This is a genomic window from Vibrio sp. MEBiC08052 (assembly GCF_001506075.1).
In the GTDB taxonomy this organism is placed as follows: Bacteria; Pseudomonadota; Gammaproteobacteria; order Enterobacterales; family Vibrionaceae; genus Vibrio.
The window spans coordinates 3,705,493-3,720,424 of record NZ_KQ947475.1 but is presented as its reverse complement, the minus strand read 5'-3'; the positions used below and the strand labels follow the sequence as shown (position 1 = coordinate 3,720,424).

Genomic DNA, 14,932 nt, shown 5'->3' with positions numbered 1-14,932 from the left:
GATATCTGGATCCATCCGCAAGCGGAGCAAGGCCAAGAATTTGATAACACCTACATAACGCCAATTGCTGATGCGGATCTGCAAGACTATATTCTGACCTTTCCGGCAGAGACCGGATTACCACCGTTGTATGTGGTGTATAAAGAAAGCCCTCGCAACGAGTCGGGTGTCGTGACCGGCAACGGTGAAGATATCACCGGCCGGTGGTTGGAAGCTGCCGGAAAAGAGTTAGGTTCTCCGGTGCCGTCGCAAATTGCGGATCAGCTCAGAGGACGTGAGTTCAGTAGTTTTGATGGGTTCCGGAAAGCGTTCTGGAAAGCTGTAAGTAGGGATGAAACATTAATTATGCAATTCAATGATTTAAATTTGAATACCATGAAAAATGGCCGAGCGCCATTTTGTCGTAAACGGGATCGCGTTGGTGGAAGAGTTAAATTTGAGCTTCATCATGTAGAAGAAATTCAACGTGGTGGCAAGGTGTATGATGTTGATAATATTCGAGTCACAACACCGAGAAATCACATAGATATACATAAAAAAGGCAATCAATAAGATGGAAAAGAATATTACTTCTTATACGCAGGATGAGTTCTTATCTCTTGTGAGAAGGATCAGTATTGATGACTACCCAACAGAACAAGAACATATTGATGCAGTTCTTTTATTTGAAAAGCTGACAGAACACCCTGATGGTTCTGATTTGTTTTACTATCCAGATGATCCGGCAGATGCCACGCCGGAGCGTATTGTTGAGATTGTTAAACAATGGCGGATGTCGCAAGGCTTGCCATGCTTTAAGGACTGATTCGGTCTTTTGAATTTCCAGCCTCCACTCGTGGCTCTTGCCAAGATGCATGAGTGACCAGAAATCTTTTTTGTTTTGGCTCGAGTACGTGTTGTCCAGAACCAGCTTTTACGGGCGTCCTGCCCGGAAAAGCTTAATCATTCTCCCGTGAATGGTTTTCTTTGTCTGGTGGTTGATTTGGATGGAGTGAAATCTTTTTAAAAAGCCAACTTGATCGATGCTCTCAGGGTAAAATTCACGGATGAATTTTAAGCTTTTCGTGAGCAGGAGCGAATAAAAGCGACCCTGATTACGCGTGCTGAACTTAAACCTAGGCCTTTTGGGGTACTTTTTCGGCCTTGAAAAAGTACCTAGGGCGCTTTCGGAGATGGCAATGAGATCGGAGAAAGTCATTGCGCACCAAACACCTGCATCACAAGGTTTATCTTCCTAACCTCCGGCTCCCAAATTTGACGTACAATTACGTTTTTCGATTTCAAAAGAATTGGTACTCAGTACCATATTCCCTAATATGGCGCGAGTTGAGATATAATAACGACAGTTTTGTGCCAGACGGGCGATGACGGTGTTGTCACGCGTTAATGAAAGTGAGCGACCTTTATTTGGCATTTCATTCAATCAAAAAATAATTTTATTTCTACAGGGTTTTTGTGCGTAATTTTTTCATTATTCTCTTGTCATTAGGCTATCTTTTTTCTCCAACACTATTATTTATAAATGGCTATTTTGAAATCGACCTGATTAGAAATCATTTAGAATCACTATTGAATATAGAAAAGTGGCAATTTGGGGCAACAGCGCTGTTATTTGCTGTGTGGTGGTTAATAATTTTTTCAGACCGATGTTTTTGGTTCCTTCGACATCGTTCAAAAGAAAATGGTGCGCAATCAGCGCAGTCATGAGCATCGACGAAAATCATTACGCACCAAACCTGAGTATGAGTGACAAACTCCCGCTCACTCAGCAGAGCGGGCAAAACGGTGGTGTCCCCATGTCCAGACACCGGCGAGGATTAATCCGGCCAGAAAACCGATAAGACTCTGCCCCACCAGACGCCCGACAGACTGCATCAGATAGATATCCGGTATGCCGTGGATCAGAGATTCAATCCCGTGATGCAGCAAAACCACCTGATGGGTAATGATACTGCCGCCAACCAGAAACATCGCCAGCGTACCGACCACGGTCAGGAGCTTCATAAACCGCGGGGCTGCGTGAATCAGCATCTGCCCGATTACATGTAAAATCCCCCGGCTGCGGGAACGTCGTTCGAGATAGAACCCAAGGTCATCCAGTTTGACAATCCCGGCGACCAATCCATACACACCGGCGGTCATTAATATCGCGACAAAACTCATCACTAAGATCTGATTTAACGCGGTCTGCCCCTGCACGGTTCCCAAGGCAATGACAATAATCTCTGCCGACAGAATAAAATCGGTGCGGATCGCCCCTGCGACTTTGCGTTTTTCGTAAGCTTCAAGAGACAGGGATTCCTCTTCTTCTTCAGGTTCCGCATCCTGATGCGGTGAATGACCATACTTTTCAATCACCTTCTCTGCCCCTTCAAAACAGAGGTATAACCCACCGATCAACAGTAACGGCATAATCAGCCACGGGGCGATTTGACTAAGTCCCCATGCAATCGGCACAAGGATGACTTTATTGCGCAGCGAGCCTTTGGCAACAGCCCAAACCACCGGGATTTCACGTTCCGCCGCCACCCCGGAGACTTGCTGCGCATTGAGCGCCAGATCATCCCCCAGAACCCCGGCCGTTTTTTTGGCAGCCACTTTCGACATCACCGCAATATCGTCGAGTAGGGTCGCGATATCATCCAGAAGGGTAAGTAAGCTGACTCCGGCCATACAGGTTCTCTTATTCGTAATTCAACTAAAATGTGACGCTTATCATGAACTGATTCGCACAGTAAGACAAGCACATCAATCCGGTACCACATCACGACAAAATAAACAGCAGAATCAGGAAATAACGAGTGGAGACTTACTCATCAAGTACGAGAAAACGGTGCTTATACTGTTCTGGCGTCACACCGGCGTACTTTTTAAACATATTGATAAACGGGCTTGCCTGACGGTAACCAAGGGTGTAGGCAACCTCTTTGACGGAGCAGCCATGACGCAGCAACTCCATTGAATGCAGGTAGCGAACCCGCATCCGCCATTCAGTGAAACTCATACCCAGTTCACTCTGGCAACAGCGTGCCAGCGTGCGTTCGGTGGTGTGCACCCGCTCCGCCCAGATTTTCAAACTGGTATCATCGGCTGGGTTGTCTTCGACCGCAGCCAAAATGGGGGAAAGATATTTATGAGTAGATGAGGGCAAAAAGTGGAGTTCGGTCTCCTGCGCGGACAGTTGATCGAGCAGAACATCCACCAGCCGCTGATCAGCTTCACTCTGCGGTACACTCACTTGCCGCTGACGAAAATCTTCAATAATCGCCTGCACAATCGGGGTAATTTTCAGCAAACTGGTTTGTTCAGGAAATGCTGCCGTCAGAGGCTGATCAATATTGAGCGAACAGTAGTCGAGGGGTTTGCGGTTATAGCTGCGATGTACGACACCGGCCGGTACCCAAATCGCCAGATGTGGCGGTGCAAGAAACCGTGTTTGCTCGGCTTCCATTTCTAAAATGCCGCCGGAAATCAGTTGCACCTGTCCCCAAGGATGGCTGTGAATACGTGTCTCAGTATTCGAAACAAACGCTTCGAAATTCATAAAAACATCTGACGGAGCCTGTTTCACGGCAAACTGAGGATGAAGCCGCCAGGCGGATTTATTTTTTTTCATCCCGACCTCATCTTATCGACTGATTCTCGCACTATCGTTATGTTCTGACATCGTCCTGTCTTGAAATCGCCCCGTTTTGAATGGATACGCTTTGCATTCATCATGTATTGAACTCAAAAGCCTTGATTCAATGCATCACGCCATGCTATCAGGCGCTTGCTGTATCCGTCGTGACGATTTCCCAGCTGTGACGCATTTCCACGCCTTGACCGAGCATCAGACAAACCGAGCAGTATTTCTCCAGTGAATCGGCAGTGACTTGACTGACAATCGCCGGATCCAATGCTTCACCGGAAACCTGAAAATGGATATGGATCTGCGTAAACAGGCGCGGTGCCGTGTCACGACGTTCTGTAGTTAGCTTCGCCCGGCAGTCAGTCACACGTTGCCCAGCCGATTTCAGTCCGTCAACCACATCGACCGAGCTACACCCACCGGCTGCCATCAGTACCATTTCCATTGGTGAAACAATTGTACTGTCGCCTGCGCCAAAGATAATTTCTTGTTTTTTATCAGCTTTACCAACGAACTTTAAATCTTCAATCCATTTCACTTCTACTTTCATCACTCTCTAATCCCAAATCAATTAGGTTAAACCCACATCAAATATATCCAATGATTATAAAGCATTGACATAACTGATTGAAATGCTTTGGAGCATAGATCCAACGTAAGCGCATCATAAACTCCACATTTTAATCAATCTTGTCGCGCAATAAGATCCAATCTCCAATCATAAGGAGATTTGAAATGGCAAAACGACGCACTTCATTAATGACGTTGAACTCAGCCTTCCCCAGAGAACGCCCGCGGCCTACTTAGCCGAGTTAATCGGGGCGCGGTCATGAAGAGAATGCTGAACGCTCCGAATGTTTACCTGTATCGGGAATTTGTGGATTTTAGAAAGTCCATCAATGGACTGGCAGCGATTATGAGTCCGAAACTGATTTACCGTTAGGAAGCGGTGCTTTGTTCCTGTTCACCAATAAACAGCGCGACAAAATCAAAGTGTTGTACTGGGATAAAGCAGGCTTTGCCCTGTGGTACAAACGGTTGGAAAAAGCCAAATTCAAATGGCCCGCTCAGGAGAATAATGCCGTATTTATGCTGACTCAATTTGACTTAGACCGACTGCTATCAGGCTTCACGATAATCGGCCTCGAACCCATTAAAATCGGCGGCTTTACAATGAGTTAATCTCAATAAAATTTAGCTATTCAATCACAGTTGATACTTCAAACTCTTCTGTGTGCTTCGATCTATCCATGTGGATATATAAAGAATGTTCAACTGCATCGATATCATTTAGAGGATTTCGCAAAACACTCAAACTATATGAACCTTTAGCCGATTGAAATAACCTATACAAATAGTACTTACTACTATATCTACTGGCTGCTGTTTTCTCATTGCCTCTGAGCTCGATAGAAGCACTTTTACTACTTCTGCCTTTTACTTCGATAAATCGTTCTACTAGCTTCAAATCTCGACACTTATTGTGCTTAAAATTATCGCGCTCTTCTGCCGAATTAAAACTTAGAATGTCACAACCAAATCCCTCCTCTCCCATATATTGTCCAACAGCCAACGCATAACGAGGGGGATCAAAGCACTCTTCAATCTCTATGATTTTCAACTCAGCCGCATCCCCATTGACAGGGTTATAAGAATAAGAGCTTCCATGTGATGAGCTTCGATACTTCTTCACTCTTAACTTCTGTTTGGCTGCTGGAGCTTTAGGCGATGATTCAACGGATTTAATCAACAATTTTTCATCAACTTTTTTATCTTCGCCTACTTCTTCTTTCAAAGTTTCGAATTCTTCCGTTTTTTTATCATGCTCTGGGGAGTTTTTTTTATGTATTGGATTATTTATAACTACCAGCTCCTCCATGACAGGTATATCCACTAGCACAGGCCCAATATCGGTCTCGTCTAAGTCCTGTGTGCTAACAGATATAATTTGCTCTTCTCTTATTTTTTCACCTAGGATTCTACTCAAAAGTGAAAGTCGTTCATTTCTACGACAACGAAAAAGTCTCGCAAAATCGCCACCATTCGCAATACGAAATAGCGATGCCAATGCCTCGCCAATCGCATCAGCTAACATATCGGAATCATGCCTAACTAAGCTTTCTGAACTCCGAATATATAAAAAGTCACCATCGATCAACCATCCCCAATCAGAAAGCTCATGAGAACAATCAATATCCTTAAACTGCATCTGTACGTGCAGTTGAGAACAAACCTTAAGTTTCAACCGACTTAATCTGCTCATATATTGTGCTTGGCCTGATTGAGACGTACGAAGGTAGATAAAGAATGGCTTCACCTGCTGAAAATAGATATCTAAGTCAATTTCTGAAGGTGCTGGCACAAAATTGTGAACGGTCTGCTTAATCAAGCTTCGCTCTATTGATTGAATACCAAAAGCATTTTTAACTTTATCTCCACCAACTCGATAAGGTAAATCAACTATCGCTAACTGCTCTAATAATTCATGGGGTAAACCATCTGAATCAGTATGATAAAGTTCCTCTATGCTGAAATATCCATTAGAACCAGCTTTGTTACCCCACATTTTACCCGATTGAAAGAACCTGAGTTTTGTATCACCACCTTCACCAGTTGCTGAATCTATAGCATTTAACATCCAACGATATAATGTTTTAGCTGCACTGGGGCTTGGTTGCAGCTCAGGTAGTTCAATCAGCTTATTGTATATATCTTCTAGCGTAAGCTCTGCAATGCTTGTTATTACTCCTGACTTACGCCAAGACTCCAATACATCTTTAACCTCCATATCGAAACCAAGCATGACAGTATCAGACGGCCTAGTCGGCTTAGGAAAAATAGCTTCGTTTAGGGCTTCTGTGATAACACAATCTTTCGGCCGAAATTCAGAGTTTTTAGCGCCGAGCACCCAATATGTATTCTGAATTTGCCATTGAATATAACTCGGTAAATCATCTTTAAATTGACGAAGATTACGATCGTTATGTTTTCTTGCTTCAACCTTGGCGTGGTCTTTATGCCTTCTTAACCAATGTGGGATTCTTTCATCGTGATGTAGCCATGCCAATATCGCTGGATATCTTGAAGATGATAAAATTTCATCCAGTTTGTCTAACGAAAGGTACTCAGTAAGAACTATATTGGATAAACGAAGTTCTTCCAAAGAATTAAAAACGTAGTCATACCCAAATTTTACTGGGAAACGCATCTGTGAGGTTAATACGTCTAAATACTGAGGATTATTGTGTTTTACAGTTATTTCACGTGGCCACTTTGCAACCCCGATCCACTCCAAAAAATCCCCCCAGTTGCCTGTATGCTCTAACTCTGAGTCCAATATTTTCGGCGATGCGACCAATTTTTCAGGGAAATCTGAATATAATCGTTGCATGACTTCACCATGAAGACCATATCCAGCCCCAAAGTATAAACACTCAGATTTAGTTAAAGCTCCAGATTGGCTAGGAAGCTCAATACTAATTCGCTCTGGAAAGACCGGTCTCTGTTTTCCCTCTCCTTCAGAAAGATAAAAGCCGTATATAACCTTAATAAACTCATTTTCAATTTCTGAGGATTTCTCTGGGTGTTCCTTTTTATATCGATTGGCTTGGGCTCTTAAATCCTGTATGAGTCGAGAAAAGGAATATTCTCGAAGTCCAAATTCCTTTAACGTGTTTTGCAGCACACGAACATCAGCTGCATCGTATGCTTCACTTAATCTAGCTTGCATTTCTGTATCTAAAAACCACAGCTTAGTCCAATTTGGTAGTCCTTTGGGAACACCACCTCTGGGGGAAATATATACTGTTTCGGAATCAGGAATTGCCAGCCTACTGGTACTCAAAAATAAAGATGGTGAATACGCTTTTGAACTAATGCTATTGGATTTCAATCCAAGTATTAATCTCAAGCGTTCTTCTAAATTTAATTTTTCTAGTGTTAGAATTCGCCCCCTGAAATCTTCATCAGTCAATACAGGAACTCCTATTGCACTGAGCCATTTATGATTTACTTCATCAGCAGGGACAATATCTTGGAATCCATTACTTGGTAACCATGATGTTGACGCTCCTTTGATGATCAATGCATCCTTTGGCCTAACAGCTCTGCCACTTAGCGTTGGAACAATAGCTTTGGACTGGCATTCTTTAATTACAAGCGTTTCCAAGTTAAACTTAGCCAGCGCCTGAGAATACGCCTCCATTGGCATAACAGTCCTAAAACCTGCATTACAACCTATTGGAGAATCAACGGCACAATGCTCAGCGACTTCAGCCATAAAGCGAGCTAATTGTGCAAAAACAAACTGATTACTTTTGCAAGCAATGATGTGATTGCGGCTCTGGTCTAGCTCTAAAGTGGCGTGGCAAACAATCGGAAGAGGCAACTCTATTTCTGTTGGGAAATAAGTAAACAACGGAGATGATTTGAGTTCAGAGGTACCGATCACCTGTGGAACTGCGATAATCAGTTCATAGTGATATTCTCCGTTTTCATTATTATCAAGATGCACCGAATCAACTAATCCATTGGAACGAAATAATTTCCATATTCCCAAAGGCTCATCATTCTCTACGACCATGACCGCAGAATCATTCCCATCTTTAGACCAAATACGTTCTTTTTCATCTGGTACAATAAACCTCACTTCATCGAGATATTCGACAAATAACAGCATCTCAGGACGCAAAGAGTTAATTTGTTGTAGAGCGAAAGTAAATAGCTCCTCTCTTTCAAACGGAATTCCAATAGCAGTTGTAAAACCGTTTTCTAGCCAATAGTCACACCTTTCTTTTATCGACAAACTATCTGGGCAAAAATAGTTATCTAGATTATTTGATGCTGAAAAGCCAGGGAATGGCAAGGTGGGAAGAATCGTTGATGAACTAACCGCTTGCTCTTTACTAACTAGTTCACGAAGCGCTGCAGATTGAGCCGTAAGTTCCTTTAGTTTTTGTTTGCTTACCTTCTCGCTGTAAGCCAACGCCAAAGCACTACTGAGGATTATTGGGCTCTTAGTCCAGTTTAGAATTGATCTAAAGCCTAACCCCTTACAACCAATATATTGTCGTTGTTGTAATCTTTTAGGACTTAAATGGGCATTTTGTAGCGACTTTACCCCTCCAATGGAAAATGCATTACCGTTGTTGGCAACAACCAAGCCTTGTGGTAATAACTCGATAACTACTTTCCCCTCAACGTTTGCTTCTTTGGCTTGGTCAGCTGCATTTTGCAATAACTCTAAAATTTCTCGACCTTCGTAATCGTTGCCGGTTGCTTTTTCACTTCGATAATCACGGATGAGGTTTGATGGCTTAGCAAAGTATGAGTTCTTGGTTTGTGACTCTTCAGCAACCAATATCTCAAACCACTGTTCACTAGTTAAAGGAATTTCAGAATCGTTCAAAGCGAGCCCCTATCAAAAAACAAACTAAAAAAACAGGCTGCATATAGCAACCTGTTAGTCACAATACTATTAACTTGAAATCAATCTTCCTCTTCTACAAGAGCTTCTTCTACACTTTTAAATTCTTCTAGTGCGGCCGTTAATAGCTCTACTATTTCACTAACAATTACAGCTGGTGGCTGAAGATTTTCTGTGTCTTCTAGTGACTCACCCTTCAACCGAGTAATATCTAGATTCGTCTTATCTCTAGAGATGATTTCATCATAGCTATATTCACGCCAACGACCATTTGGACCCTCAGGCGTCGCTTCGCTATTAGACACACTTGTATCTTCGACTTTGTCTGAGTCACCGTTCTTTTGCTTGGTGAACGCATTGAAATCATCAAAACGTTTAAGGTATTGGTTATTGATCTCTTCGCCACTGTTTAGAGCTTCTTTCCCCAAGTCTGTTATCACGAAATGGCCACGCCTTGTTGAGTCCAAAAGGCCTGCTTTCGCTAGATAGGTTTTGGCCCATCCAACTCGGTTCGTGAAAGCGGCTTGTCGCCCGCTGGGAAGAAGCTCCGTTCTCTCGTCTTCTGACAGATTGAATTGCTCCGCTAGCAACTCGACAACGTTGCTAAGCTTAACTTCTTCATTCTTCGCAGCCTCTAACACTGGCTTCATTAAATCCTGATAACTTGGAAGCACTGCACACCCAAACCATTTTGACTTTTAATTTCGGCAATATACCCAAATATACAATTAGTTACATTTATATTCGTTACGTTTATTTGGACTTGCCAGCCAATCCAATTATTAATGCTCCCAAGGCAGCTCCAGCAATGAAAGTACCGACGTTACTCCCCCCTTCAGACTTAGCTTTTGTTGCGTTCCCCCTAGGTTGAGCTTGAACAGACACCTGTTCACTTCCCTTGAGATTGTTAACTGTATTCACAACTGAACTGAAAAGTTCGCTTGGACCAATACCAAGAGCTTTGGCACATTCAAACATCTGATCAACAGAGAATGTGGACTTCCCGGACTCCAAACGACTGTAGCTAGCTTGTGAAAGACCCATTTTTTCAGCTAGCGCGCTCTGCTCAATACCTAACTCTTTGCGCTTATTCGCAACGACCACACCCAGAATCGATGAGTAAGAAACCATTTTATCTTGCATTTTCACCACCAATAACAAAAAAATATTTGATCAATTAAGTGCATGAGTATAGATTAAATGCATCTATATACTTATTACGTATATAGATGTTAATTTAGAATACACTTACTTTAAATCAAAAAGGGGAAATTATGAAGAATAAACTCAGTATTGGTGATCTACTTTATCGTTCAAAGCTATTCGTGGAGCATGCCGGAATCTATCTGGATAAAGGGCGAGTACTTCACAACTCTCCAGATAGTAATGTAGAAATTTGTGCCTTAGAAGAGTACGCAAATGGCAAACCAATCAAGGTAGTCTTAAGCCACCTAAGTGAAGAAAAGAAAAATGAACTGTTTAACCAAGCAGAACACTTGATTAAGAAAGCTAAAAAATATGGGGTATGGGACAATAATTGCGAACATGTGGCTTCCAGTCTACTGTACGGAAAACCTTCAAGCGAGCAGTTGCAAGGGGCGAGTCTGGGTGCAATTGCAGGTTTGCTTTTGGCTCAATGCCATCAATCGAAAAACTCATTACTGTTTATCTTAGCAGGAGGGCTTATCGGGTGTATGGCTATCAATGCAGCTCGTAAATACGATTGTGTTGTATAAAAAAGAAAGGAGTGGGTAGCGCCTACCCCTCTTTGAAACTGCTAATTTGATAAAGAAAGAATCGAGCTAAGGTTACATTTCAACCACAGATTAAGTTTCAGGATTGAGCTTAAGAAGGATCAAGGATAGATAGAAATGCAGGGGAAATGTATCTAAATTGTTAAATTTCCGCTCTACCCGCCAATCTCCATCGGACTCGGTGCCGTTTTGCCACCGCTGCCATCCATCACGATTGAATGACCCGACGCGGACTGACCCATAAATCTCAATCCATCAACCCAAGTAACCTCAGCTTGCATATACTTCACCTTCATCTGTTGAAAAACGCCGCTTATCCTACACGCCGCTAACCGGAATGCAAATAGAAAACCCCATCAAGCGAGGCTTGATGGGGTTTCTGTTCTTACTTGCAGCAATCCGGCTACTCAATGTGCTCCCTGCATCTATTCCCTGATAGTCTGCTGAGTCCTTCAGCGCATTCCATTACATCGCCATCTTGGCGTGTGTCCCTTTGCTATCCATGCCGATGAGTCTTCCTGAATCATCGAATCTTCTTCCTGAAGATGACCAATCCCTGGGCCTTTCCTGTTCCTTGCCAGCATCCTACCGACAGTTTTAGAATACGCGAATTCGATTTTCGTGCAAATCGTCGGGCCAGAAACGATCACCCCGACGCACTTCACAAAAATAAAAAAATATATATTTATCATATGATTAACATTATAAACTGCGTATAAGGCTGACAAATAAACAGCCATTTCTCACAATCTATGTAAGAGATCTCTTACAAAAATAATCCGAAAAGACGCCCTGTTCCCTCCGTGCAGGATTCAATATAAACTGCGTGATATCAATATCAGTGAAAATAACATAGGGTTGTCAGACAATGATGTCAAAATGGGTTCACCGCTTCTATCAGATGGCCGAACTGGTCTCGTCCTGGAGTAAAGATCCTTCCACTCAGGTTGGTGCCGTAATTGCCAAACAGAACCGCATCGTTTCGGTCGGATTCAATGGTTATCCTCATGGCATCTCAGATAGTGTCGATATCGATGACCGGGATATGAAATATCTGAAAACCCTGCACGCGGAAGAAAATGCGATCCTCTTCGCCAAACGCGATCTGGATGGTTGTGAGATTTATGTCACACACTTTCCCTGCCCTAACTGTGCCGCCAAAATAATCCAGACAGGCATCACCACGGTTTACTGCCCTGAGCAGAGCCAAGATTTTCTCTCCCGCTGGGGCGATAAAATTCAGGTCAGTCAGGATATGTTCAATCAGGCCGGAGTCCAAGTCTGCTGGATACCGCTCAGCGAGCTGAACAATCGCACAGATAACAATACCCGTTAGGATCCCCCCCTGATATAAGGACCTGTCAGCTCATCGGGATGACGACACCTGAAGCGAGTTAAGCATTTCGAGCAGTTGTTCCGCTTTATAAGGTTTTGGCAGGTATGCATCCATACCTGCCTCATAACACTTGGTAATATCTTCATCGAGCACACTGGCCGTCAGTGCAATGATCGGGACATGCCCGCGTTGATTTTCAATTTCCCAGTGACGGATTTTGCGTGTAGCCGTAAAACCATCCATCACGGGCATCATGCAATCCATCAATACTGCGGTATACTGACCGCCCTGTGTCATGACATCTAATGCTTCCTGACCGTTATTGACCACGGTATATTCAAAATCAGCTTTATCGAGAAAGAAACTGGCAATCTTCTGATTCATCAGATTATCTTCCACCACTAAAATTCGTTTAGTCAGCTGGGCGGCCGCTACTTTGCTTTTTCCCTGCGCGGGTTGATGCAGTGCCGGATGGGTATCCCGCAGTGCCGATTCCATTCGGGCTCCTAAAAACGGCAGGGTAATATTTGCATCGGTCAGGCTTACCAACGCCCGATTTAAAAATAAATGATGCTGACAAGTAACAATTCTTACCGATGGGAAAAGCTGACGTAGCTTTTCAATATCTTGGTTGGCATTGCGTGTCAGGCAAGGGCAATACAAGATAATATCTAATGAGCGGTCAAGCTTCTGGCCAATATCATCCAATGATTCGACTCTGTTCAGCTCACCGCCGAGTCGTTGGCACTCCTGATGAATTTGCGCACTGTACACTGAACTGTTTGAAATCAGCAATGCGCGAAATGCAAATGGCTCAGATTTCGGCTGCTCCGCAGGCAGCTTGAGCGGGATTCTTACCTCAAAACTACTCCCTTTGCCCTTGACCGACTCAACCGTCAGCGAACCATTCATCAGTGTCAGTAATTGCTTACAGATCGGCAACCCTAATCCAGTACCGCCATAACGCCGCGTGATACTGTCATCCTCTTGGCTAAACGGCTCAAATATCTGCTCGATTTTCTCCGGCTCAATGCCAATCCCGGTATCTTTGATGCGGCAAATCAATGTTGAATCTGCCTCCTGAAAGATGGTTTCCGTTCTGATCTTACCCTCACGAGTAAATTTCACGGCATTCGACAGGAGATTCATTAAAATTTGTCTGATACGAAACTCATCCGCAATCACCAGAGTCGGTAATTTCGGATCGAGTGAGATTTGCAGTTCGTTGAATTGGGCAACAGCTTTGGAATTCAGCATATTGACTGCGTCATAGACGAGCTCTTTTACATTGAACGAGTGCGGTGAAATCGTCAGTCGGCCGGATTCAATTTTTGATAGATCTAAAATATCGTTGATAAGAATCAACAAGGTTTGCGAGGAGACTTCAATATCCGCAATCACTTCTTTTTGTGCCGCGGTCAGCTCGTGCATCCTGAGCATTTCCGTTAAACCGATAATCCCATTCAGCGGGGTCCGAATTTCATGGGACATATTGGCAAGAAAGGCGCTTTTTGCCCGATTGGCAGAGACGGCTTCTTCTTTGGCTTGCACCAGATGAACTTTCTGCTCAGTCAACGTTTGCATCACATCATTCATGCCGATTGCAAAACGAGCAAATTCGTCATAACCGTCAACAGGAATCTTCTCCACATGGCTGAACTGCGACTTTTCATTGATCTGTGCCATCGCATGTAAGATCCGGCTCAATCGGGTAGAAATACGATATGAGGTGCTAATACTCAGCAAGATCAAGCCAGACAACGTCAGGGTTACCAACATAATCGCCATATAGATAAACTGTTCATCGCGATTCACCAGTATCTGGATTTTCTGCGATAACGACTTGGCGTAACCGAGTACAAGCTGACGCAATGCACCCTGCTTGCGTTCAAGGCTGGTAATATATTTATCGAGAAGCTGAGGCTCAATCCGGTCATAAAGCACCTTGTCTCTCAAAACACTGGCCTGTTGAAATTCTTGCTGAGACAGAAACTTGGTCATCTGATTCAGTTGCGCATCGCTGGCACCGAAATTGATAAAATATTCCATGTAGGTTTGCTGTCTCGCAATAATTTCAAAATATTCTTGACGCATAAAGGCATCGACCCGATGCTTGTTGCGGATCTCCTGCATTAACCACGTTTCTCGTTCAATCCAGTACAGAAACCAGCTTAACTGACCAAACGTTGTTTCCATTTGATAGATATGAGTGGGCGCTAAATAGCCCGACTGCTTTTGCAAAGCGACCATCATTTCATAGATTAAATCAAATCCCCACAATGACTGAGCCATCAATGCATCATCCTGAATACCGGACAGCCGTTCTGTCAGTTTTGACAGTTCATCGAGATTGGAGACCATCACCTGCTGGTCACCGTGGGCCAACACACCGCCTTGACTTTGCTTGAGCGCGGCAGCAATGTCTTTCGTTGTCTGATGAAACAGTGACAATTGATGAGATTCGATCACACCGGTTTCTTGTCTGAGATTCAGCAACTGGTAAAATTGATCAGATAATGTAGAGACTTTCTCTAAGATTGAGATGCGAGATATCGTATTGGCGTACCCGCTCATTCGGTTTTCGACTTGCATGAACCACTGATATGCACCCCAACTGATGATGATGACTGGCACGATGCATAACACTATCAGTCGGTTTTTTATCGATAAGCATTTGAGTACCGACATAATTTCTTCCTTGAAACTTTACGAGGCTGACCTACTTTTTAAATATAGACGTTATAGAATGACTTGCCCGAACTTAATCTCATTGCAACGGAGAACTG

The 14,932-nt window shown here is 43.5% G+C and carries 12 protein-coding genes and 1 pseudogene; 5 read left to right on the top strand and 8 right to left on the bottom strand.

The window, feature by feature from the left end; all coding sequences use genetic code 11:
- Together VRK_RS16025 and VRK_RS16020 are read left to right on the top strand one after the other, a co-directional pair.
- The coding region (locus VRK_RS16025; protein WP_197413128.1) for an S-type pyocin domain-containing protein at positions 1–552 on the top strand (552 nt) is incomplete at its 5' end.
- A gap of 1 nt (position 553) precedes the next feature.
- Complete coding sequence (locus tag VRK_RS16020; protein ID WP_059122296.1) at positions 554–805, top strand: bacteriocin immunity protein; 252 nt, start codon at positions 554–556, stop codon at positions 803–805.
- A gap of 956 nt (positions 806–1,761) precedes the next feature.
- Here VRK_RS16020 and VRK_RS16005 read toward each other — a convergent pair.
- The 3 genes from VRK_RS16005 to VRK_RS15995 form a co-directional block, all read right to left on the bottom strand.
- On the bottom strand, positions 1,762–2,673 hold the full coding sequence (locus tag VRK_RS16005) for a DUF808 domain-containing protein (RefSeq protein ID WP_059122293.1): 912 nt from the start codon (positions 2,671–2,673) through the stop codon (positions 1,762–1,764).
- Positions 2,674–2,809: 136 nt separating this feature from the next.
- A complete protein-coding gene (locus tag VRK_RS16000; protein WP_059122292.1) occupies positions 2,810–3,616 on the bottom strand; it encodes an AraC family transcriptional regulator in 807 nt (268 codons plus the stop codon).
- Between the two features lie 148 nt (positions 3,617–3,764).
- Entirely contained in the window at positions 3,765–4,181 is a 417-nt protein-coding gene (locus VRK_RS15995; protein WP_059122291.1) for an OsmC family protein, read from the bottom strand.
- Between the two features lie 443 nt (positions 4,182–4,624).
- Here VRK_RS15995 and tnpB point away from each other — a divergent pair, with 443 nt between their 5' ends.
- Complete coding sequence (tnpB, locus tag VRK_RS21705; RefSeq protein ID WP_443083483.1) at positions 4,625–4,813, top strand: IS66 family insertion sequence element accessory protein TnpB; 189 nt, start codon at positions 4,625–4,627, stop codon at positions 4,811–4,813.
- 16 nt (positions 4,814–4,829) lie between these two features.
- On the opposite strand, the gene VRK_RS15985 is transcribed toward tnpB, so the two are convergent.
- The 3 genes from VRK_RS15985 to VRK_RS15975 form a co-directional block, all read right to left on the bottom strand.
- Positions 4,830–9,038, bottom strand: coding sequence for a sacsin N-terminal ATP-binding-like domain-containing protein (locus VRK_RS15985; protein WP_059122290.1), 4,209 nt, complete (start codon positions 9,036–9,038; stop codon positions 4,830–4,832).
- 80 nt (positions 9,039–9,118) lie between these two features.
- A complete protein-coding gene (locus VRK_RS21500; RefSeq protein ID WP_082671417.1) occupies positions 9,119–9,706 on the bottom strand; it encodes a winged helix-turn-helix domain-containing protein in 588 nt (195 codons plus the stop codon).
- 103 nt (positions 9,707–9,809) lie between these two features.
- Entirely contained in the window at positions 9,810–10,199 is a 390-nt protein-coding gene (locus VRK_RS15975; RefSeq protein WP_059122289.1) for a helix-turn-helix domain-containing protein, read from the bottom strand.
- Positions 10,200–10,330: 131 nt separating this feature from the next.
- On the opposite strand from VRK_RS15975, the gene VRK_RS15970 reads away from it, so the two are divergent.
- Positions 10,331–10,792 (top strand): lecithin retinol acyltransferase family protein, encoded by a 462-nt coding sequence (locus VRK_RS15970; RefSeq protein WP_059122288.1) that lies wholly within the window; start codon positions 10,331–10,333, stop codon positions 10,790–10,792.
- A gap of 182 nt (positions 10,793–10,974) precedes the next feature.
- Here VRK_RS15970 and VRK_RS20715 read toward each other — a convergent pair.
- Positions 10,975–11,091: pseudogene (locus VRK_RS20715) on the bottom strand (OsmC family protein); the annotation flags it as partial.
- Between the two features lie 587 nt (positions 11,092–11,678).
- On the opposite strand from VRK_RS20715, the gene VRK_RS15960 reads away from it, so the two are divergent.
- Complete coding sequence (locus VRK_RS15960) at positions 11,679–12,146, top strand: dCMP deaminase family protein (protein WP_059122286.1); 468 nt, start codon at positions 11,679–11,681, stop codon at positions 12,144–12,146.
- 30 nt (positions 12,147–12,176) lie between these two features.
- Here VRK_RS15960 and VRK_RS15955 read toward each other — a convergent pair whose 3' ends face one another.
- Positions 12,177–14,834, bottom strand: a complete 2,658-nt coding sequence (locus tag VRK_RS15955) for a hybrid sensor histidine kinase/response regulator (RefSeq protein WP_059122285.1) — start codon at positions 14,832–14,834, stop codon at positions 12,177–12,179.
- Positions 14,835–14,932 lie beyond the last annotated feature (98 nt).